General features: G+C 45.7%; 19 protein-coding genes. 16 read left to right on the forward strand and 3 right to left on the reverse strand.

Annotated elements, in window-relative coordinates; genetic code table 11:
* Window positions 1-4 precede the first annotated feature (4 nt).
* Window positions 5-904 carry an SDR family oxidoreductase gene (locus PODO_RS02205; RefSeq protein ID WP_038568476.1) on the reverse strand — a complete coding sequence of 300 codons (900 nt, stop codon included), beginning with the start codon at window positions 902-904 and terminating at the stop codon, window positions 5-7.
* Between the two features lie 124 nt (window positions 905-1,028).
* Here PODO_RS02205 and PODO_RS02210 point away from each other — a divergent pair, with 124 nt between their 5' ends.
* The 4 genes from PODO_RS02210 to sdaAA all read left to right on the forward strand — a co-directional run bounded on the left by PODO_RS02210 (window position 1,029) and on the right by sdaAA (window position 3,766).
* Window positions 1,029-1,604: a DUF4269 domain-containing protein gene (locus PODO_RS02210; protein WP_038574055.1), complete on the forward strand. Its 576-nt coding sequence runs from the start codon at window positions 1,029-1,031 to the stop codon at window positions 1,602-1,604.
* Window positions 1,605-1,621: 17 nt separating this feature from the next.
* A complete protein-coding gene (locus tag PODO_RS02215; protein ID WP_038568478.1) occupies window positions 1,622-2,026 on the forward strand; it encodes a GNAT family N-acetyltransferase in 405 nt (134 codons plus the stop codon).
* A gap of 154 nt (window positions 2,027-2,180) precedes the next feature.
* Window positions 2,181-2,891: an L-serine ammonia-lyase, iron-sulfur-dependent subunit beta gene (sdaAB, locus tag PODO_RS02220; RefSeq protein ID WP_036682623.1), complete on the forward strand. Its 711-nt coding sequence runs from the start codon at window positions 2,181-2,183 to the stop codon at window positions 2,889-2,891.
* Complete coding sequence (gene sdaAA, locus PODO_RS02225; RefSeq protein ID WP_036682621.1) at window positions 2,888-3,766, forward strand: L-serine ammonia-lyase, iron-sulfur-dependent, subunit alpha; 879 nt, start codon at window positions 2,888-2,890, stop codon at window positions 3,764-3,766. The genes sdaAB and sdaAA overlap by 4 nt, the downstream gene beginning before the upstream one ends.
* Before the next feature lie 2 nt (window positions 3,767-3,768).
* Here the strand turns inward: sdaAA and PODO_RS02230 are convergent, their stop codons facing one another.
* Window positions 3,769-4,071: a hypothetical protein gene (locus tag PODO_RS02230; protein WP_036682619.1), complete on the reverse strand. Its 303-nt coding sequence runs from the start codon at window positions 4,069-4,071 to the stop codon at window positions 3,769-3,771.
* A gap of 62 nt (window positions 4,072-4,133) precedes the next feature.
* Between PODO_RS02230 and PODO_RS02235 the strand changes: the two genes are divergently transcribed.
* Window positions 4,134-4,331 carry a YwbE family protein gene (locus PODO_RS02235; RefSeq protein ID WP_036682616.1) on the forward strand — a complete coding sequence of 66 codons (198 nt, stop codon included), beginning with the start codon at window positions 4,134-4,136 and terminating at the stop codon, window positions 4,329-4,331.
* A 65-nt stretch (window positions 4,332-4,396) separates the two neighbouring features.
* On the opposite strand, the gene PODO_RS29805 is transcribed toward PODO_RS02235, so the two are convergent.
* Window positions 4,397-5,119: an HNH endonuclease gene (locus tag PODO_RS29805; RefSeq protein WP_052096736.1), complete on the reverse strand. Its 723-nt coding sequence runs from the start codon at window positions 5,117-5,119 to the stop codon at window positions 4,397-4,399.
* A gap of 366 nt (window positions 5,120-5,485) precedes the next feature.
* On the opposite strand from PODO_RS29805, the gene PODO_RS02245 reads away from it, so the two are divergent.
* From PODO_RS02245 to PODO_RS02295, 11 genes are all read left to right on the forward strand, one after another.
* Window positions 5,486-5,875, forward strand: a complete 390-nt coding sequence (locus PODO_RS02245) for a hypothetical protein (RefSeq protein WP_235219475.1) — start codon at window positions 5,486-5,488, stop codon at window positions 5,873-5,875.
* Window positions 5,876-5,937: 62 nt separating this feature from the next.
* A complete protein-coding gene (locus tag PODO_RS02250) occupies window positions 5,938-6,954 on the forward strand; it encodes a LacI family DNA-binding transcriptional regulator (protein ID WP_036682614.1) in 1,017 nt (338 codons plus the stop codon).
* Between the two features lie 396 nt (window positions 6,955-7,350).
* Window positions 7,351-8,688 (forward strand): glycoside hydrolase family 30 protein, encoded by a 1,338-nt coding sequence (locus PODO_RS02255; protein ID WP_038568480.1) that lies wholly within the window; start codon window positions 7,351-7,353, stop codon window positions 8,686-8,688.
* Window positions 8,689-8,716: 28 nt separating this feature from the next.
* Complete coding sequence (locus tag PODO_RS02260) at window positions 8,717-11,944, forward strand: cellobiose phosphorylase (RefSeq protein ID WP_038568482.1); 3,228 nt, start codon at window positions 8,717-8,719, stop codon at window positions 11,942-11,944.
* 173 nt (window positions 11,945-12,117) lie between these two features.
* The gene (locus PODO_RS02265; RefSeq protein ID WP_038568484.1) at window positions 12,118-13,107 is read left to right on the forward strand and encodes an ABC transporter permease; all 990 of its coding nucleotides are present in this window, start codon (window positions 12,118-12,120) and stop codon (window positions 13,105-13,107) included.
* A 17-nt stretch (window positions 13,108-13,124) separates the two neighbouring features.
* Window positions 13,125-14,015 (forward strand): carbohydrate ABC transporter permease, encoded by an 891-nt coding sequence (locus tag PODO_RS02270; RefSeq protein ID WP_036682603.1) that lies wholly within the window; start codon window positions 13,125-13,127, stop codon window positions 14,013-14,015.
* A 92-nt stretch (window positions 14,016-14,107) separates the two neighbouring features.
* The gene (locus PODO_RS02275; RefSeq protein WP_036682600.1) at window positions 14,108-15,802 is read left to right on the forward strand and encodes a type 2 periplasmic-binding domain-containing protein; all 1,695 of its coding nucleotides are present in this window, start codon (window positions 14,108-14,110) and stop codon (window positions 15,800-15,802) included.
* A 118-nt stretch (window positions 15,803-15,920) separates the two neighbouring features.
* Window positions 15,921-17,831, forward strand: a complete 1,911-nt coding sequence (locus PODO_RS02280; protein WP_080742381.1) for a cache domain-containing sensor histidine kinase — start codon at window positions 15,921-15,923, stop codon at window positions 17,829-17,831.
* Window positions 17,828-19,387 carry a response regulator gene (locus PODO_RS02285; RefSeq protein ID WP_038568486.1) on the forward strand — a complete coding sequence of 520 codons (1,560 nt, stop codon included), beginning with the start codon at window positions 17,828-17,830 and terminating at the stop codon, window positions 19,385-19,387. The genes PODO_RS02280 and PODO_RS02285 overlap by 4 nt, the downstream gene beginning before the upstream one ends.
* Before the next feature lie 73 nt (window positions 19,388-19,460).
* Window positions 19,461-20,264: an AAC(3) family N-acetyltransferase gene (locus PODO_RS02290; RefSeq protein WP_038568488.1), complete on the forward strand. Its 804-nt coding sequence runs from the start codon at window positions 19,461-19,463 to the stop codon at window positions 20,262-20,264.
* Window positions 20,265-20,301: 37 nt separating this feature from the next.
* The gene (locus PODO_RS02295; RefSeq protein ID WP_038568490.1) at window positions 20,302-20,940 is read left to right on the forward strand and encodes a histidine phosphatase family protein; all 639 of its coding nucleotides are present in this window, start codon (window positions 20,302-20,304) and stop codon (window positions 20,938-20,940) included.
* The last annotated feature ends 53 nt before the right edge of the window (window positions 20,941-20,993 follow it).

The following is a 20,993-nucleotide window of genomic DNA, read 5'->3' on the forward strand; positions in this document are numbered from 1 at the left end:
TGCATCAGCTGGTGACCATGTCTCCACCATTGACATGAATACATGTCCCGGTAACATACGAAGAATCCGGTCCCGCTAAATAAAGATAGGCTCCTGCTAACTCATATGGCTGTGCGGCACGTTTAAAGGGTGTATCCGTCCCAAATACACTAACCTCATCTGCGGAGTAGCTGGAGGGAATTAGTGGTGTCCATACGGGTCCGGGAGCTACACTATTGACACGAATGCCAGAGTCTACGAGTGATAAGGCTAAAGAGCGGGTAAAGGATACGATCGCACCTTTAGTTGAGGAATAATCTATAAGCTCCTTATTTCCTTGATAGGCAGTAATGGACGCAGTATTGATGATGGCTGCGCCTTTTTTTAGATGTGGAAGTGCGGCTTGCGTCAGGTAAAAGAATGGAAATATATTCGTCTGAAACGTTTGGTAGAGCTGTGCTTCCGTGATATCCAAAATACTTTTTTGTGGATACTGGACGCCATGATTGTTGACGAGGATGTCCAGCTTGCCAAAAGTGCGAAGGGTATGCTCCACAGCCTTGAAGCAGTTTTCCTTATGGCGTAAATCAACTTCGATCCGCAAACAACGTTGCCCTAATTCTTCAATTCGCCGCTGAGTGACCTCTGCATCTGAAGCTTCGTATAAATAAGCTATAGCGACATCTGCGCCTTCCTTTGCAAAAGCAATGGCCGCCGCTTTACCAATCCCGCTGTCGCCTCCGGTGATGAGTGCAATTTTTCCTTTCAGCTTTCCACTGCCGGCAATCTCCGGATCTTCACTGATGGGGCGAGGATTCATTAGACTCTCTAGACCTGGCTGACGGTCTTGGTGCTGCGGGGGAAAAGCAATAGGCTGTTCCTTACATATCGTTTGTTCCCCATAGTAGGGGTAGGTGGGATTCATTTTTACATACACTCCTCCTTGCCTTCTATCTTCCGTATATTTCTATGCATGCGCCTAGAAAAGCGTGCGCTGTTATCCAGTTATACCTGTGTTTATATCCTAGTCGGAGGGGCGTTTGTCCGAGATGAATGATTGGCGAAATATAGATTATTTGAATCACGGAACTCCAGTGCAAAAAGAGGTCTATGCCCTGTTAAGAAAATTAAATATTATGAGTTTGCTGGCCGACTATAACCCGGTGCTGGTTGGCACAGTGCCGCTTGGAATTCAGGTGAAGGGCAGCGACCTGGATATTATTTGTGAGGTTCATGATTCCGTAATGTTTACGGACATTGTTAGTCGATATTTCGGAACCATGGATGATTTTACTAGTGTATCGCGTGTGGTTGATGGGGTCCCTCGAACGAAAATTAACTTTATGGCCGGGGGCTGGCCTATAGAACTGTTTGGGCAGCCGCGACCCACAGCTCTGCAGAATGGTTACTTACATATGATCATTGAAGCGGAAATTCTAGCTCAGCTGGATAATGATTTTCGCCAGCAGATCATTACAATGAAAACAAACGGGTGGAAGACCGAACCTGCCTTCGCGCAAGTGCTGGGTTTGGAAGGTGACCCTTATGAAGCGCTGCTGATGCTGGAAAAGCTTCCGCGGAGTGCTCTTTATGCTTTTTGTCATTCTATACAAGCGAGGGGATAGACATGAATTATTGAGAGATGATTTCGGATGATTATGAAGCTGCCTACCAGCTATGGGAAAATACAGAGGGAATGGGACTCAGCGAAGCAGATTCGAGGCTGGAGGTTGCGCGTTATCTGGAGCGTAATGCTGGCTTCAGCCAGATCTGCGAGAATGAAGACGGCCGGATTGTAGGAACTGCATTGTGTGGACATGATGGGCGAAGAGGTTATATGTATCATGTGGCGGTTAGTAATGACTGCCGAGGCATGGGCATCGGGCGTGAGCTTGTAAAGCGTTGTCTCGGTAATTTACATGCAGCTGGTATTGCAAAATGCCATCTGATGGTTATAGGAACCAATGAACAAGGAAGAGGATTCTGGGAAGGGATAGACTGGCAGTATAGAGGTGGAATTATGTTATACTCCCAGGATATCTTGTGATACATAAGATGCGAAATGAAGATACTATCTAAGTAAAATATCATTAGATTAGAAGTGGATATATCACAGCAAATGTAACGGTGAACTCCGACTGCCAGTGCAGTATACTATATATGAGTTTGATAATTGCCTATTTGCAGGCAGGAGGTCTTTTATGCGTTTTAAAGATGTGTTTTCAATTATTGGTCCCGCCATGGTCGGGCCTTCAAGCTCGCATACAGCCGGTGCAGCACGGATCGGAAGGGCTGCAAGGCAGGTGCTGGGTGAAGTGCCGCGTGTGGCAGAAGTGACGTTTTTTGGTTCTTTTGCAGCTACTTATCAGGGACATGGTACAGACCGGGCTATTGTCGGAGGACTTATGGATTACGCTACCGATGATCATCGGTTACCCGACTCTCTGGAGTTGGCGGCTGAAGCTGGGATGGAAGTATCTTTTGAGCAAGGAACGGGATTGTTTCCTCATCCTAACACGGTTAAACTGCATCTTATCGGACAAGAGACAGGAAGTGAGCTGACTTTAACGGGGACATCCATCGGTGGTGGAAACATTGAGATCGTCGATGTGGATGGTTTTGGAGTAAAGCTTACGGGAATGTATCCGACGGTATTGATTCATCATATGGATTATTTAGGTGTTCTGGCGAGTGTTACAGAAGTGATGCGTAACGGACAATTTAATATAGGGCATATGTCTCTTGATCGGAAGAATCGCAGCGGTGCAGCCTTAACGGTACTGGAGCTGGATGAAGCTGCTACTCCTGAGCTTATTGAAGCGCTTAAAGCGCTCACTGCGGTGAAATCGGTGAAATTGGTTAATTTAAACGAAGGTAAGCAAGATGAGAAGGGGAAGGAAAGCTTAACATGAATTTTCAAACACTTAGCCAACTGGCTGTATTATGTGAGGAACGTGGCCTCACCATTGGAGCTCTTATGCTCGAAGAGCAAAGCGCGGAATCTGGACGTTCCAGTGAACAGGAATTTGCCACTATGCGTGAGTATTATGGGGTCATGAAAGAAGCTGTTCATCGTGGGATGCATGAAGATACCACTTCGCGCAGCGGCCTTACGGGAATGGATGCCCAGCGTGTAGGAGCCTATAACGCAGCAGATGAACCATGCCTAGGTGGACCCGCTGGTCAAGCAATGGCCTATGCTTTGGCTGTATCCGAGGTTAATGCCTCAATGGGCCGAATAATTGCTACACCTACCGCAGGTTCATGCGGAATTATTCCGGGTGTATTTCTCAGCTGCCAGGAACGGTTTGGCTGGGATGATGATTATATGGTTTCCGGTTTGTTCGCTGCGGGAGCAATCGGTTATGTCATTGCCAACAATTCGTTTGTATCTGGCGCAGAGGGTGGCTGTCAGGCCGAGGTCGGATCGGCCATCGGGATGGCGGCAGGAGCTTTAACCGAACTGCGTGGAGGGACGCCTGCACAAGCAGTGCATGCTGTTGGACTGGCGCTTAAGAACACATTAGGACTGATTTGCGATCCGGTGGGAGGACTTGTAGAGATTCCTTGTATCGTTAGAAACGGATTCGGTGCAGTGACCGCGCTCGCCGCCGCCGATATGGCACTGGCTGGTGTACGTAGCGTGATCCCTTCAGATGAAGTAATCAAGGTCATGCTTGAGGTAGGCTCAGCTATGCCAGAAAAACACCGCGAGACCGCAGGTGGCGGATTAGCACAGACACCTACCGGCCGCAAGATCATGCAGGATTTACGTAAAAAGAAATAATTTTAGAGCATTTTGAAACGTTCCAACTGTTCCCATAAGCCTTCCTTCCGAAGGATTTCTGCTTGTTTGGGTCCCATAAGGTCAAAGTGGGGGAATGGGGAACGATTATGAATATATTTAGCCGGCAGTCCATTTTCCTCACACCAATAGGTTAATCTGGTTAGGTCACTACAGCCTACCTTGGTGACAGTAGTCATGCCGGGAAAACGCGGGTCTAGCCAGTAATGGGTTAAGAAGGCGATTTCTCCTGCGGAGACTGCTTTTTTCCAGCGGGTTAATTCTTCTCTGTTGATGCCGAAGGCCATTACGTCTCCTCCTTATCTAGTATAGTTGACAACATTATAACCCATTGAAAGGGGATTACATCATGAACGGACAGGTAAGAGCCGATATTCGTCCTGGGCTTGAAGTGGATATTGTGCTTAAGCAGGATCAGCCGACGGGTAAGCTAACACATGGAACGGTGAAGGATATTCTCACCAACTCACCTCGACATCCGCATGGCATCAAGGTGCGTTTAACCAGTGGACAGGTAGGACGAGTTAAAAATATTGTTGCTAACTAATAATAAAATTCACCTTTAATTTAAAAAGCGCCCCTAATCAACTGAGATTGGGGCGTTTTTCTATTTTATCTGCTCATAAAATCCTCAACGGACTGATCGGCCTTGGTCTGATTACATAACGTACAAGCGCAAACGCAATTATCCGGAGTAGTATGACCACCTTTAGCACGGGGGAGTAAATGATCTATAGTGTCTCCATAGGAGCCACAGAAGTAGCAGGTATAGTTGTCTCTGGTCAATATATAAGCACGGAAATCCTTATTGCTGTATATCCTGCGGATGGTTCGGCGATTCACTACGATAGCGGCATGTTCTCTGACTAGAGTAACCGCAAGCTCGTAGTCAATTTCCTGATGCCAGCGCCGTCCTTTATCACTGTGGCCACGCATTAGAATTTTCCCTTTGGCAGAGGGAATCAATTGCGTTGGATCTTCGGGACTCAGTTTCGCGCCTTGAGAATGAGAATGTTTCCTTCGTTGTTCCAAGCCCCGTATGCGCTGATTTGGGTTGGATTGCGGTGAAGAAGCAACCGTGGAAGAAGGCTTTCCTTGTTTGGAGCGTTCCTTGACAGCCGAAGAAGGGGTTTCAATAGTAACAGGTTGTACTGGAATGGGGCCTGCTGCAAGGGTCAGATCTATGTTTTGTCGTTGTTTGCGGCACTCCCGACAAGCACCACGGCGAGACTGGCCTTTGGAACGTTTGCCGGTACGTTTACGAAATTCAGAGAGCGGCTTCTGTTGCTGGCAATAGGTACATTGTTTGGTGGATAAAAGATGGGTATCGTTCATAGATATGTTAGGTTCAGCGCGTCTTTGCGCCCGTCCTGTCTCCTTGTTTTTTAGGATCCAATGTATTTTATTTATTAGATTCAGTCGGCAGGGTTAACATTTCGTTCTAATCTTAGTATAGCGTAAAATACAATCGTTCACATCGCACTCAAAAAAAGCTTAAATACGGCTTTTTGTGTGATATCTATCTTGGTGACGTTCAGGAAAAACATGTAAAATTGAAAAGAGCAGTAAGGAATGCTCTACTTTTTTAACATGGGAAGGGGTATTGAAATGGAACCAACCAAAAGAAGGCCGTTTACGGTAACATTGCTTTATATTCTTCATATATTTTTGGGGGTTGGAGCGTTAGCAGGAGGCGGGTCAATGGTCATAGATCCTAGTGGTGATCTGATACACATGCCCACATCTATGCTGGAAAGATCGCCATTTTCAGATTTTTTAATTCCGGGTATTTTGCTATTCATCGTATTTGGTATCCTGCCCTTGTTTGTGTTTTATGGGTTGATCAAGAGACCAGAATTGCGCTGGGTGAATACTTTGAATCCCTTTAAGAAATTATATAGCTTCTGGGCATTGTCCCTATATATCGGATTTGGGTTAATTATTTGGATTATGGTGCAGACGTATATGTTGAACAGTGTGGCAATCATACATCTGATCTATATGAGTCTAGGGCTTTTGATCCAAGTCTTTACGCTGCTTCCTTCCGTACAAAGTTACTTTTTGCTGGACGGCGGTACCGAAAGACGTTAAAATTGCAGTGAACAGAAGGTATCAGAAGGTATTTCATTAGTCTGGGCAAGGAGTGAACCGGATTGACAACTATATATGATATTGCCAAAAGAACCGGTTACTCTCCTACAACGGTATCCAAGGCGTTTAATAATTATTCCGATGTACGGGAGAAGACTCGCCAGGAAATATTCCGGGTTGCCCAAGAAATGGGATATTTGCCGAATTCCCATGCCCGTACACTGACTACTAAGAAATCATGGACCATCGGTGTATTGTTTGTAGAGAATACGGGATTTGGTATTCGCCATCCCTTTTTTAGCGCTGTGATTGAGAGCTTTAAGAAGGTTGCTGTGGATAAGGGGTATGCCCTCATGTTTATTTCCAAGGATGTTGGAGGTAAACAAAGTGGTTATTTGGAGAATTGCCGAATTCGTGGTGTAGATGGTGTTGTCGTATTCTTGTCTGATTACGAGGACCCTTATTTCCGTGAGCTGCTAGAGAGTGATATTCCTACTGTGATTCTGGATTTTGAGACTACGCAGTCGCATACGGTATGTTCGGATAATACGGCTGGAGCTCAGCTTGCGATAGAGTATTTAGTTTCTTTGGGTCATCGCAAGATTGCTCATATTTCCGGAGGTATGAACACTTTCCCTGGTAAAACCCGGGAGTTAGGATATAAGAACGCTATGAAGCAGCAGGGGCTTGAAGTGCCGGAGTCCTATGTTGTGAATGGAGCTTTTTATTCTCGTGAAAGTGGTTATCAAGCGATGCTGGAGCTTCTTAAGCTGCCTGATCGGCCAACCGCTGTTTTTGCTTCGGGTGACATGTTAGCTTTAGGGGCTATTATGGCGGTAAAAGATAGTGGACTTTCCGTACCGCTGGACATTTCAGTTGTGGGGTACGATGATATTGATCTAGCTGAGTATGTTACACCTGCATTGACAACCATTCGTCAGGATACGGAACTTTTAGGAAGCCGAGCAGCGGACATTCTTTTAGCATCGATTGAAGGGAAACAGTTGGATAAGGAAGCGGTTCTAGTTCCGGTAGAAGTGATCGAACGGGAATCCTGTGCGCCTCCGAGTGGAAATTAGGGCTGTATCAAATTCCATAAGTACAAAGAGTAGGCTGCTGCCCACAGGATAAATCTTGACGAAAAGAAAAGAGTCCTGATAAAGTAGAGGACATCATAGCTCGAATTCTTCCTATGTGGTATTTGCTACAGCTTATTCAGAGGAATGGGGCTATAATGGGCATATTGTTATGCCGCTTTTTTTTCCTGCTCTTCGTTAGATCATTTTTTTTCGCAACAATCGAAACCGGTTTCGTTTTTAGGTTTCGAATGAGCTGAAATCAAAGTTTACCGAAGGCTTCCTTGAATTTTCTCAAACGTTTCAGTGGCCCATCGCTCCGAACCCTAACATCGGATGGTGATCCAGTAAAGACAGTGCTTGTTGTTAGTAACAAAACAATTAGAGGAGATGGATGAAATGGCAAAAGTTCAAACTGTAGTAACTGCAAAAGATACAGGGGAACGCTTAACTCCGAAAGAGGCAATTGTTTTTAGCACAAGAGTAGATTCTGGATCTGCCGATGTAGAGCTTAAGCCAGAGCAGGAGTTCCAAAAGATGATAGGATTTGGCGGCGCTTTCACAGAAGCTGCGGCATATACGTTGTCACGGCTCAGTCCTGAGAAACGGGCAGAGGTTATTCATCGCTACTTTCATCCGGTAGAGGGATTAGGCTATAACATGGGTCGTGTTCATATTCATAGCTGTGATTTTGCGCTTGGAAATTATACTTATGTCGCTGATCATGATACGGAGCTGGCTACCTTTGATATCTCCCATGATCATAAGTGGGTGCTTCCGCTGATTAAGGATGCAATGCAGGTAAAAGGTGGACCGTTCACGATGTTGGCCTCTCCTTGGAGCCCTCCGGCATGGATGAAAACAAATGGTGAAATGAATAATGGAGGATCGCTCAAGCCAGAATACGCTGAAGTTTGGGCACGCTACTATACCAAATTTATTGAAGCTTATGGGAAGGAAGGCGTACCTATTTGGGCGGTTTCCGTGCAGAATGAGCCGGCTGCTGTTCAAGTCTGGGATTCTTGCATTTATAGTGCGGAAGAGGAACGCGATTTTGTTAAAAATCATCTCGGTCCAGTGATGCAGCAGGCAGGCCATTCCGATGTGAACATTGTTATCTGGGATCATAACCGCGATATTATGGTCGAACGTGCTTCGGTCGTGTTGTCTGATCCTGAAGCTGCACAATATGTGTGGGGTACAGGCATCCACTGGTATGGTGGTGAGGAGTTCGACAAGGTAGAGAAGGTACATGATCTATTTCCTGACAAACATCTATTGTTCACTGAGGGCTGTCAAGAGGGCGGCGTCAAGCTTGGCGAATGGTTTACAGGTGAACGTTACGGCAGAAATATGATTGGGGATCTCAATGCATGGACAGAAGGGTATCTGGACTGGAACCTGGTACTGGATGAGACCGGCGGGCCCAATCATGTAGGGAATCTCTGTGATGCTCCAATTATTGCAGATACAACAACAGACGAATTGCACTATAACAGCTCTTATTATTATATCGGGCATTTCAGTAAATTTATCGCGCCAGGTGCGGTACGGATTGGCTTTACTTCTGAAGCGGAAGGAATCCTATCCACAGCATTCCGTAATCCGGACGGCAGCCTTGCTGTCATATTGATGAATGAGAGCGAAGAAGCTCGCACGGTAACCTTGGGGCTTGGCGAAGAGATTGCCAACTGCGAGCTATCCTCTCATTCTATCGTAACGCATCTGATTTCATAAATAAGTAACAGTTTAGGAGGACATTAACGTGAGTAATTATTATTTCGAATCAGGTAATTTTGTAATGGAGCAGTTTGATACAGGAAAGCCTTTCTCTAGTTTCCTGCCAGGTCTTGCAGGTCTTAAGGGAATTCCAATGTGGACTTTTTATGTGAACCGGGGGCAAGCGATTTGCAGCTTTGGAGTACGCGACAAGAACTCGCCAATCATGGAATTTTCTCCAGCAAATATCTCTTATAAAGACGTAGGAACCACCGGCTTCCGAACCTTTATTAAAATAAAAGGCGAGCAAGAGATTTATGAGCCATTTCAATCGGCACGTCCAGATCCTGCCGCCAAGCGGATCATGACCATTTTGCCTAACGGACTGACCCTTGAAGAAAGCCATGCCGGGCATGGGCTGAAGACGACCGTACACTATTTCAATCTGCCTAATGACGATTATGCTGCGTTGGTACGTCGGGTGGAGATTGAGAATATCGGGGGCAAAGAGATTGAACTGGAGCTGATGGATGGTCTGCCTGAGATCTTGCCTTACGGAGTAGAAAACAGCGGCTACAAGGAGATTGGTAACCTGCTGCGCAGCTGGATGGACGTATACAATCTGGAGAACGGTATTCCGTTCTATAAGCTGCGTTCCAGCACCAACGATAGCGCGCAGGTTAGCGAAATCACAAATGGGCATTTCTATCTGTCGTTTACTGGAGAAGGAGAAAAAGTCGCGCCAATCGTTGATTTCGAGCTTATTTTCGGCGGCAATACCTCTCTTACTTACCCAGACCGCTTTGCGGGATTAACGCTTTCGGAGCTGAGTGAGCTTCCACAATATCCAGTCAATAAGGTTCCTTGCGGCTTCAGTGGTGTGGCTAGACGTTTGGCACCCGGCAGCAGCTTGACCCTGAATACTTTGGTTGGGCATGTAAATGACATCGATAAAATCAATAAAAAGGCAGAGCATTTATGCCGAGATGAATATATTCTGTCCAAATCCCAAGAAGCCGCAGGTCTGACAGAGGAATTAACAGAAGACATTGCCACGCAAACTTCATCGGCTGTGTTTGATGCTTATTGCCGTCAGTCCTATCTCGATAACTTCCTGCGTGGAGGCTATCCTTTTATTTTTGACAATGGCGGAGATGGCTTTGTGGTTCATTTATATTCCCGTAAACATGGCGATTTGGAGCGCGACTATAACTTCTTCTCGCTTGCCCCAGAATACTATTCACAGGGGAACGGAAACTTCCGCGATATGAATCAGAACCGCCGGAATGATGTGTTTTTTAATCCGAAGGTGGGCAGCTTCAACATCAAAATGTTCTATAGCTTAATTCAAGCAGATGGCTACAACCCACTTAGTGTTCAAGGAACAACCTTTGAAGTGAAGTCAGACAGCAGAGCGAAGGCTGCGGAATGGATCGGAGAAGCGGCTGCGGATCATCAAGCTGAGCTTGTTAAGCTATGCAACAGTCGGTTCACCCCAGGCAGCCTGATCAATTACATTGCGGATCATAACGTTACGTTGAAGGTTAGTGAGCAGGAGTTTCTGTCGGGTCTGCTAGCCCTGTCACAGCAAAACATTGAGGCTGCTTTTGGCGAAGGCTTCTGGTCTGATCACTGGACGTATAATTTGGATCTCGTAGTAGGTTATTTGGACATCTTCCCTGACAAGAAGCAGGAGCTTTTATTTGGGGATAACACTTATGCGTTCTATGACAGCCCAGCATATGTGCTGCCACGTAGTGAGAAGTATGTAATTAGTGACGGAAAAGCCCGGCAATATGGCGCCCTCCTGGAGGATGAGGAGAAGCTGCATAAGCTGAAATGGAAAGCAGGAGATACCCATTGGCTGCGTGCCGAAGGTGGGCAAGGTGCTATTTACCACACCAATCTGTTCGTGAAGATGTTGTCTCTTGCTTTGAATAAATTTGCTACGCTTGACCCTTACGGTATGGGTGTGGAGATGGAAGGCAACAAGCCGGGCTGGAACGATGCCATGAACGGTCTGCCAGGATTGTTTGGCTCCGGAATGAGTGAGACTTTTGAGCTGAAGCGTACTGTAGTCTTTTTGCTGGATGTGCTGAACGGTGCTGAGAATGTACAGGGAGCTGTAAAGCTGCCAGAAGAAATCGCGGAGCTGCTTGAAGCGGTATATCACGCGGTAACTGCTGTCCTAGCAGGAGAAGTGGAACAATTCAACTATTGGGATACAGTAGCTTCAGCCCGTGAAGCTTATAGAGCAAGTATCCGGTTTGGCATTACTGGTGTTGAGTCCGCAGTAACGCTGGAGCACATCCGCGAAGCCCTTTCCAAGTTCCTAGTTAAAATTGATGAGGGGATCAACAAGGCGGTAGAAATGGGCAATGGACTTACCCCCACCTATTTCCGTTTTGAAGCGGAGAAATTCCATCAGGTAACAGATGCTGAGGGTCAGCCAGTAATTAGCGGATACGGACTGCCAAAAGCTGTGGTTGAGGAGTTTAAGGCTTATGCCTTGCCTTATTTCCTGGAAGGACCTACCCGCTGGTTGAAGACGATGAAGAACCCGGTGCAGGCAAAAGAAATCTATAACCTGATTAAGCAAACAGAGCTGTATGATCGGGCAACATCTATGTATCAGACCTCTGTTAGTCTAGAAGGTGAATCGCATGAAATCGGACGAATGAGAGCCTTTACACCAGGCTGGCTAGAACGGGAGTCTAACTTCCTGCACATGTCCTATAAGTATCTGCTTGAGCTGCTGAAGGGCGGGCTGTACGAGGAATTCTACGGTGAGCTGAAGACGTCGCTGGTGCCATTCCTTGATCCTGCTGTTTATGGACGCAGTACACTGGAGAATTCATCTTTTATCGCAACTGGAGGCAATCCTGATCCAAATAACCACGGTAGAGGGTTCGTAGCGAGACTTAGTGGATCGACCGCGGAATTCTTAAGCATGTGGAGAACAATGATGGCTGGAAGCCATGTTTTCAGAATGGAGGATGGAGCGCTTACGCTGTCTCTTGATCCGGTATTGCCAGGATGGCTATTTGATGAAGAGGGCAATCTGTCCTTCACTTTCCTTGGGAATACGGAGGTAATCTATTCTAACCCAAAACGTGAAAATACCTTTGGCGAGAAGAAGGTTAGTATTCAATCTTTGATGCTTGTATACCGTAATGGAACTATGACTAAAATATCTGGAGCGTTCGTGCGCGGTGAAGAGGCAGAGGCTCTGCGGCGTGGAGAAATCGCGCAAATTCAAGCAGTATTAGCATAAAAATAGAGGGGCGAGCTGCGGCTCGCCCTTAAATTTTCAATGAATCCGAAAAATGGAACCTATAATCCGAAATTCAAAGCCTTACGGAGACAGGCAAAAGCAAATACAATGGATACATAAACATTGTAAGCGCTTTAGATTAAATACAGATATAGAGCCTGGAGGTCCAAAGGATGGAGAACAAAAAAAGCATGGAAGTAAGATCAGCGATGAAGCCGTTAATTCCTGGCAATTTCGAAACCGGTAAAGTAAATCGCAGTCCGCTTTGGAAGAGGTTCATTGCCCAGCGTCATTTGCAGACAATGGCTCTACTCGGCATTGCGTGGATGATAATCTTTAACTACATTCCCATGTATGGAATTATCATTGCTTTTAAAGATTACAACATCGTTAAAACGATTGCAGAAGCCCCATGGGTGGGACTTACACATTTCAAAGAGTTCATGGATGATGACAATCTCTCGAATGTAATTAAAAATACACTCGGCATTAGCTTGTTTAAGCTAATTATCGGATTTCCCTTGCCGATAATCTTCGCTCTATTTCTGAACGAAGTTCGTTCAATGAAATTCAAGAAGACCATACAGACGATTTCGTATTTGCCCCACTTTCTCTCATGGGTGGTACTCGGAGGGATTTTGGCTACATGGCTTGCTGATGTAGGAATTATCAATAACATTTTGCTAGCGCTTCATCTTATTGATCAGCCAATTACATACTTGGCTGAGCCGGGTTACTTCTGGACAATTATTATCTCCTCTGATATCTGGAAAGAACTTGGATGGTCAGCGATTATCTATTTAGCAGCAATTTCCGGTGTATCTCCTGAAATGTACGAGGCGGCGACAATCGACGGCGCGGGCAGATTTCAGAAGATGTGGTATGTTACCTTGCCGGCGATTAAATCGACAATCAGCATTCTCTTCATTCTCGCGGTCAGCGGAGTGCTGAACTCCAACTTTGATCAGATTCTGGTCCTGCGCAACTCACTGAATGATAGTGCAAGTAATGTAATTGATTACTATGTGTACTATACAGGGATTCTCTCAGGCCGCTTCTCTTACTCAACTGCAGTTGGATTGTTAAAATCGGTTATCGCTCTAATCTTGCTGCTGATTGCCAACCAAGTATCTAAAAAAATCAACGATACATCGTTGTTCTAGGATAAGGAGGACCATATATGTTTGCACTTAAGCGTAAAACGAAGGGCGAGGCCCTGTTCGATATCATCAATAACCTCATCATGTTATGTATCTGCTTCATAACGCTTTACCCGATCTGGTACGTATTGGTTAACGCCTTCAATAACGGTAATGACGCCATGCGGGGAGGAATCTACTGGTGGCCGCGGATGTTCAGCTTTGAGAATTTCGAGGCCGTGTTTGCCAGCCCCGGCATCATGCAGGCGATGTGGGTTACTGTCGCCAAAACACTTTTGGGTACTGTACTGCATGTATTTTTCACAGCGATGGTAGCTTATGCATTCTCCAGAAAAAATCTCATTGGCGGTAAGTTCTACATGCTTATGGGTACAGTGACTCTCTTTTTTGGCGGGGGACTCATTCCTACCTTCCTGCTGATGAAGGACCTTCACCTATTGGAGAATTTCCTAGTCTATATTATTCCGGTTATGTTTAGCTTCTTTGATCTTATTATCTTCATGACCTTTTTCCGGGAGATTCCCGATGGGCTGGAAGAAGCGGCACGGATTGACGGTGCTAATGATTGGTCCATCTTTTTAAGAATCGTACTTCCAGTATCCATGCCTGTAATTGCTACCATTGCGCTGTTCCATGGCGTGTATCAGTGGAATGATTACTTCACGGGTATGATCTATATCAATAATACTGATCTGCAGCCGATTCAGACGTATTTGTTCCGGGTCGTCGCACAATCGAGCTCTAGTCAAATGATGGTCGCTGTACAAGGCAGCAGCGTTACGAGAAGCGTAACGTCACAGTCCATTAAGCTGGCGACGATGGTAGTGACCACATTGCCGATAGTATTCGTGTATCCGTTCCTGCAGCGTTATTTCGTTAAAGGGATGATGATCGGCTCCATTAAGGGCTGATGTCTAGCAGTGATAACTCCTCTGGTTGCCTACAGCTGTAGGCACTAGGGTTGAGCTTATAATTAACATTCATAGAAAAGGGGTAAACAAGCATGGGCATGAAACGTAAGCCAAAAGCAATGGGAGTTCTGCTTCTCGCAATAATGATGTCATTGTCAGCGGCAGGCTGCTCCAGCGGGAATAATGCTGGCAAGAATGCCGAAGGTAATGCTAACAGCGCTAAAGCTACTAATACGGAGGCAAGTGCTGAACCGACTGCTGCTGCATTATCAGCAGATGAACCGGGATGGAAGATTGATACTTCACCCATTACATTTGACTGGTACCTGAACTTCTCATGGTTCCCTAATAAATGGGGCGTGGACCCAACCTCCCAATATGTAACTAAGAAGACCGGAGTTGATATTAATTTTATCGTTCCGGCTGGTAACGAGAATGAGAAGCTTAATACGCTGATTGCATCCGGTAAATTGCCTGATTTCATCACTTTGGGTTTCTGGGAAGATGCGATTAAGAAAATGGTCGAAGGTGAACTTGTTCTTCCATTGAACAAACTTGCTGATGAATATGATCCGTACTTCTTTAAAGTATCCGATGCTGATAAGCTGGGCTGGTATACACAAGAAGACGGCAATGTGTATGGCTATCCTAACTCTTCTTCCTCTCCTGCCGACTATGAGAAGTATGGAGAAAATTACGTATCCAACCAAGTATTCGCTGTCCGCAAGGATATGTATGAAGCTATTGGAAGTCCAGATATGCGCACACCAGAAGGTTTCTTGAATGCGCTTAAATTAGCGAAAGAGAAATTCCCTGACGTAAATGGACAGCCGCTTATTCCACTTGGTTTGCATGAATTTACCGAGAACGGTAACGATTCTTTGGAAGGTTACCTGCAGAACTTCTTGGCAATCCCAAGAGAAAAAGATGGCAAGGTATATGCTCGTGAAACCGATCCTGAATATATCCGCTGGATGAAGGCACTTCGTCAAGCGAATCAAGACGGTCTGCTGGCTAAAGATATCTTTATCGACAAACGCCCACAAATGGAAGAAAAAATTGCCCAAGGCCGTTATTTCGCAATGCTGTATCAACGTACAGACTTTGCAGCACAGCTAGGAACGATTTACCAACAGGATCCAACCAAAACGTATATTGCTGTTGACGGACCTTCCAATACGAACTTGGATAAACCAACTCTTGATGGCCCTGGTATCTCCGGTTGGACGGTAACGCTGATCTCCAAAGATGTTAAGGATAAAGCACGTGCTATCCGCTTCCTCAGCTACTTGAACAGTGAAGAAGGCAACAAAGACTTGTTCTTAGGCGAAAAAGGTGTCAGCTACGATACGATTGATGGAAAAGATCAATTTAAACCAGAAGTGTTTGATTTGATGAATAAAGACCGTTCGACGTTTGATAAGCAAATTGGATCTTCCTTTACATTCTGGATGCTGCAAAATACGAACATCACAGACCAATGGGCTCCTAAATCGGTAGAACCATTTAAGCAATTGGAAGATTGGACTAGAGGTAAATCCATAGGCTCCTCTGAGTTCCAACAAATCGAACCAACAGGAAACTCTCCTGAAGGCATCATCGCTTCGAAGCTGAAACAGTTGCGCGGTAAAACTATGCCGAAATTGCTCATGGCTTCTTCCGATGCGGAATTCGATAAGATTTGGAATGAGTATTTAGAGAAGAGAAAGAAGGAAGGCGAAGATGTATTTGATGCCTACCAACAAAAGAAATATGAAGAGAATAAAGTGAAGCTGTCCATAAAATAAAAAGCATGACCCAAAATGCCCGCTAACTGCGGGCTTTTGGGTTATTTTCGAATTATAATAAGGAATAGTTATTAAGTATTTGAATATTCACTATTTTAGCGAGGTGGACAGGACAGAAGTGTATAAAGTGAATAGGCGAGATCGAATCAGAGCATTATGGCATTCTTTTAGTTATTGGTGGGGGCGGAGATCTCTTCAGAGCCGTTTAATTGCAGCTTATGTTTTTATTGTTTTAGGCCCGTGTATGCTGGTTTCTGTCTATTCCTATAAAGCCATTAATAATACCTATCTCCGCGATGCCGTCGAGAAAAATGATTATTTGTCGCAAATGGAGAAGCTGCACATTCATAATCAGATTGAGGCGATGGAACGGGCGGCACAAATGGCTTATTCTGATGCTGAAGTAGAAAAATTCTTAGCGAATGAAACCGAGCCGCAGCTAGTAGATTTGGTTGATTTTAATACAAATGCCTATGTGAATATGACTCGTATTCAATTTAATAATCCGAATATTGAGCATTTACGGCTGTATTCGAGAAGCAATAAGGTGCATGAAATTTGGCCGATTATCTTTCGCGAAGAGCGAGTTTCTTCCACCCCATGGTTTCAGAAAGCGCTTCAATTGAAAGGGCAGGAATACTGGTCTTTTCAGAAAAGTGATCCGGATTTGATGCAGAGATACTTGGGAGCACCGACGGAGAGTCTGCCAAAGGTTTCTTTGCTGCGTGAGAAGAGTCGGCCAGCAGACAATCATATCGGCATGGTGCAGGTGGATATGCTGCTGAGTCGGTTTACACCCAAGACGTATACAGATGTACGGGATAATCAGACCCAGATGTTCCTTGTGGATAGTGAGCTGCAGCTTTTCACCAGGCCGGACAACTCTTTTTTGCAGGATAATCTAGAGATGGCTGATATGATTGCAGAACGGTATAAGCAGTTCCGGGAAACTGGCGAATGGGACAGTAATTACTCGGAGAATGGTAAATCGTTTTTGTTAATTAACACTCCGCTAGAACGAATTGATGCTTATTTGCTAAATGTAGTGTCAATGGAGGGAGTGATGAAGGATATCTCCCGCACGCGCAACTTAATCATTGGAGCCAATGTTGGTTTTATTACTTTACTAACGCTGATCGCTTATGTGACAAATGCCTTTATTCTAAAAAATCTACGTAGATTGACCGAAACGATGAAAAAAGTGCGCAGAGGTGAAGCGTACACTGGAATAATGATTCGTGGTGGAGGGGAAGTCGGGGAGCTTGCCCATCATTTCTCCAAGCTGATGAATACCATCAATACGTTGGTGGCTCAGGCAGTGAGCAAGCAGGCGTTGTCTAAAGAGGCTGAGCTGCGTACGCTGCATAACCAGATTGACGCACATTTTTTGTATAATACGCTGGAAAATATAAAAATGCTGGCTGAAATTGAGAACCAGCGAACGATCTCGGACGCACTGACCTCGCTGGGTGGGATGATGCGCTATAATTTTAAATGGTCCGGAGAGTATGTGAAGCTGCGGGATGAAGTCCGCCACATTGAAAATTACATTGAAGTGATGAATATTCGTTTTGAATATCCGGTTAAGTTAGTGCTTCATATTGAACCTCGATATTTGGAGCTGGAGGTGCTGAAAATGTCACTGCAGCCTATTGTAGAGAACAGTGTTAAGCATGCTTGGTGCGACGAGAAAGAGAATTTACAGGACCCGAACATTCATATTCATATTTCGGAAACGGAAGGTGATATTTGCATAGAGCTTCGTGATAATGGCATCGGCTTAACTCCAGAGCGTTTGGTTGCTTTGAACGAGGCGATTTATGCGAAAGATGAGCGCTGTGAGAGTGCCTCAGAACAGAGAGATGTTGACCGCCGAACAGGTGGTATTGGACTGAGAAATGTACATCAGCGACTGCAAATCTTTTATGGTGATGAATATGGGCTTGTAGTACAGAGTGAAGCAGGGAGTTGGACGATGGTACGTCTGACCTTGCCGAAAGTTCTTTTGACAGGAGAAAAACAACTATGAAGAAGCTACTGATCATTGATGATGAAAAGAATATCCGTTACGGTCTCAAGACTATGATAGAAAGAGAATTTCCGTCCGTGTATACCATCACAATGGCGAGTAATGGCGCAGAGGGTTTCGAGATATTTAAGACCGAAGGTGCAGATATTATTATTACAGATATACGTATGCCAGTGATGGATGGAATTACGCTGTTGGAGCAGATATCTAAGGTAACAAGTGGTGAGAAAAGCCCAGCAGTGCTGATCTTAAGCGGGTATGATGATTTCGAATATGCCAAAAGCGCGATTCGTTATCGCGTAAAGGATTACTTGCTGAAGCCGATTCGCCGAGATGAGTTGTTCGAAATTTTGAAGAATATCGATAAGGAACAGGAAGAACAGGATCTCAGCGCAAGGCAGCTGGAACAGGAAACGGAACACTTCCGCAGGGAACTGCGGTCCAGTCGTTTACGGGGACTGCTAATGCAGCAGGAGGTTCCGCTGGAGCGTGAGCAGCAAGAGTGGCTAAGTGATCTGCAAGCACCTTTTACAGTTGGTGTGTTGAATTACTATTACAATGACGGAACAAGAATGAAGTCGGGGGATGTTCAGGGACTGGCGGAACGATTGATCGGACCGCTTGAAAAGTTTTTCTCGGAAATCACAACGGATTGGGATGGCAAATTAGTCTTGATCGGGAGTAGAAAACAGGATTTTATGGAGCTGTCCAGACAAGCTGAAGCTAAGGAAATAAAGGGATTATCGATTGGGATTAGCAGCGAAGGAGGAAGTCTTGAGGACCTCCGTTCCTGTTATAAGGAAGCATGCCGGGCACTGCAATATACTTTTTTATATCCGCAAGTGAGTTTATTGGATTATGGGGATGTTGGCCAGGGACGGTCTAACTTTCCGTTACCTAAGGAGGAGCTTCGCAAGCTGCTCAATATGCTGGGAACAGAACGCGAGAAGGAGATGAAGCATCTTCTATCTGTGATTTTTCAAACTGAGCATTTGAAGGAACTGGACCTAGCTTATCTGGAGTCCGTGGGACAGAATGTAAACGAGCTGGTGTTGGATGAAGTGTTTCGGGTGCATGGCGAAGCCTCGGTAGAGGTATTGAAGCTGTATCGTACGGTAGGCAATATGTACAACTATCGTCATTTCCACGAATATTATCGTGCGCTGGAGAACTTACTCTTGAGTGTGAATGAATACATTGTAGGCGTAAGGTCCGCGCATACCGAGCATGCGGATATGGAAGAGGCACTGAGCTATATTGAAGCCAACTACGCCCGTCCACTGAATATGGCTATGGTCAGCAATCATGTATCCTTGAATTATTCTTATTTTAGCGAAGCCTTTAAGGCATATACCGGTGAGAATTTTGTTATCTATTTAAAAAAGGTCCGCATCCGTCATGCTAAAGAGCTATTGGCAAAAGGCTGCGGTAAGCTCGCAACAGTCTCAGAAGAGGTAGGCTTCGAGAACAGTAAACAATTTGCCCGTGTTTTTAAAGAGCTGGAGGGGATTTCCCCAGGTGATTATAGAGCGAAAATAGTATCCGAAGAGTGTTGAGGCTTTTGAAGATGCATTTAGAAGCGGCCCTCCTATATAATGGATTTGAGAAGATTCATTGGAGGAATGAAGGGTGGAAGAAATACAAGGCAATTTGATTACGGTTCAGACATTAGCAGCGGATTTTCGTCGACTGGGCGTTAAGGCGGGCATGACGATTTTATTGCATTCTTCTTTTAAATCGTTAGGCCAATGGGTAGCCGGGGGCCCGGTCGCTGTTATTTTGGCATTGGAGGAGGTCCTCGGAGAATCTGGCACGCTGGTAATGCCTACTCATTCAAGTGACCTAACTGATCCCGCAGGCTGGAGCAACCCACCGGTGCCGGAGGCGTGGTGGCAGAGTATCCGCGAGCAGATGCCGCCTTATGATCCAGACCTGACCCAGCTTAGAGGAATGGGGGTTATTCCGGACTGCTTCCGTAAACAAAACGGAGTAAAACGCAGTGACCATCCGATACATTCGTTTGCCGCTTGGGGCAAGCATAGAGATGAAATTATGTATGGTCATGCGCTTGAAATGGGCCTGGGGGAAGATTCTCCGCTGGCTCGTATTTACGATCTGGGCGGACATGTACTGTTGCTGGGTGTAGGCAATCTTAATAATACTTCCCTGCATCTTGCCGAATGCCGCGCATCTTATGCTGGCAAGAAGGAAACCCTTGGCGGGGCGCCCATCATGGTGGATGGAGTTAGACAGTGGGTTGAATTTAAGGAACTGGATTGGGATTCTGACGATTTCGTTCAGCTGGCAGATCAGTTTGGACAAGAGACGGGACTTATTACATATGGACAGGTTGCTTCCGCAACCGCTCAATTGATTCCGCAACGGGAAATCGTAGATTATGCAGTGAACTGGATGGAACAGAACAGGAAGTAAAACTCATTGGATAGGGGAAACGGAAGGAGAAGCTGGCATGAGTACAACAACGATATTTTTAACCCGGCATGGTCAAACGGAATGGAACGTGCAGCATCGGATGCAGGGACATATGGATTCTGAACTGACGGCTCTTGGTGTGCAACAGGCAGAATGGCTGAGCCGGGGAATGCGCACTGAACAGCTGGATGTCATCTATGCAAGCCCCAGCCCAAGGGCGCTGCGCACAGCTGAGATTATTCGTGGAGAGCGGAGTACTCCGCTTAAGACCTCTGAGGCGTTCAAAGAGATTGGCATGGGTGTGTGGGAAGGCCGTGATTCTACTGAGCTGGAGAGCGAGTATTCGGAGCAGCATCGCAATTTCTGGCAAGACCCTGAGCAGTTTAAAGTGGAGGGCAGTGAGACCTTCGCAGAGGTGCAGGGACGGGCGCTGGGTAAGCTTCAGGAAATTCTCGTTAACCATCAAGGTGAGACCATTCTTATTGTCACACATACAGTAGTGATTAAGCTGTTAATGGCCTATTTTGAGGGCAGAGCGCTGCCTAAGCTCTGGGATCTGCCTTACATTTATCCGACCTGCTTATGCAGGGTTGATTTTACGGATGGTGTGCCGGAAATCCTGCTGCACGGGGATACGAGCCATTACGAAGAGAGTGAAGCTGGGATGGAATCATAACACTTCCTACAGATCAGGTTGGTTTATTAAAAAAGGCGGTTCCTCGGGTGCAT

Origin of the sequence: Paenibacillus odorifer (assembly GCF_000758725.1) — a bacterium.
Classification (GTDB): domain Bacteria; phylum Bacillota; class Bacilli; order Paenibacillales; family Paenibacillaceae; genus Paenibacillus_AQ; species Paenibacillus_AQ odorifer.

What these genes read in the sequence shown, in the direction of transcription:
- PODO_RS02205 (WP_038568476.1), bottom strand. Translation starts at nt 904, where the DNA reads ATGAATCCCACCTACCCCTACTATGGGGAACAAACGATATGTAAGGAA.
- PODO_RS02210 (WP_038574055.1), top strand. Translation starts at nt 1,029, where the DNA reads ATGAATGATTGGCGAAATATAGATTATTTGAATCACGGAACTCCAGTG.
- PODO_RS02215 (WP_038568478.1), top strand. Translation starts at nt 1,622, where the DNA reads ATGATTTCGGATGATTATGAAGCTGCCTACCAGCTATGGGAAAATACA.
- sdaAB (WP_036682623.1), top strand. Translation starts at nt 2,181, where the DNA reads ATGCGTTTTAAAGATGTGTTTTCAATTATTGGTCCCGCCATGGTCGGG.
- sdaAA (WP_036682621.1), top strand. Translation starts at nt 2,888, where the DNA reads ATGAATTTTCAAACACTTAGCCAACTGGCTGTATTATGTGAGGAACGT.
- PODO_RS02230 (WP_036682619.1), bottom strand. Translation starts at nt 4,071, where the DNA reads ATGGCCTTCGGCATCAACAGAGAAGAATTAACCCGCTGGAAAAAAGCA.
- PODO_RS02235 (WP_036682616.1), top strand. Translation starts at nt 4,134, where the DNA reads ATGAACGGACAGGTAAGAGCCGATATTCGTCCTGGGCTTGAAGTGGAT.
- PODO_RS29805 (WP_052096736.1), bottom strand. Translation starts at nt 5,119, where the DNA reads ATGAACGATACCCATCTTTTATCCACCAAACAATGTACCTATTGCCAG.
- PODO_RS02245 (WP_235219475.1), top strand. Translation starts at nt 5,486, where the DNA reads ATGGTCATAGATCCTAGTGGTGATCTGATACACATGCCCACATCTATG.
- PODO_RS02255 (WP_038568480.1), top strand. Translation starts at nt 7,351, where the DNA reads ATGGCAAAAGTTCAAACTGTAGTAACTGCAAAAGATACAGGGGAACGC.
- PODO_RS02265 (WP_038568484.1), top strand. Translation starts at nt 12,118, where the DNA reads ATGGAGAACAAAAAAAGCATGGAAGTAAGATCAGCGATGAAGCCGTTA.
- PODO_RS02270 (WP_036682603.1), top strand. Translation starts at nt 13,125, where the DNA reads ATGTTTGCACTTAAGCGTAAAACGAAGGGCGAGGCCCTGTTCGATATC.
- PODO_RS02275 (WP_036682600.1), top strand. Translation starts at nt 14,108, where the DNA reads ATGGGCATGAAACGTAAGCCAAAAGCAATGGGAGTTCTGCTTCTCGCA.
- PODO_RS02285 (WP_038568486.1), top strand. Translation starts at nt 17,828, where the DNA reads ATGAAGAAGCTACTGATCATTGATGATGAAAAGAATATCCGTTACGGT.
- PODO_RS02295 (WP_038568490.1), top strand. Translation starts at nt 20,302, where the DNA reads ATGAGTACAACAACGATATTTTTAACCCGGCATGGTCAAACGGAATGG.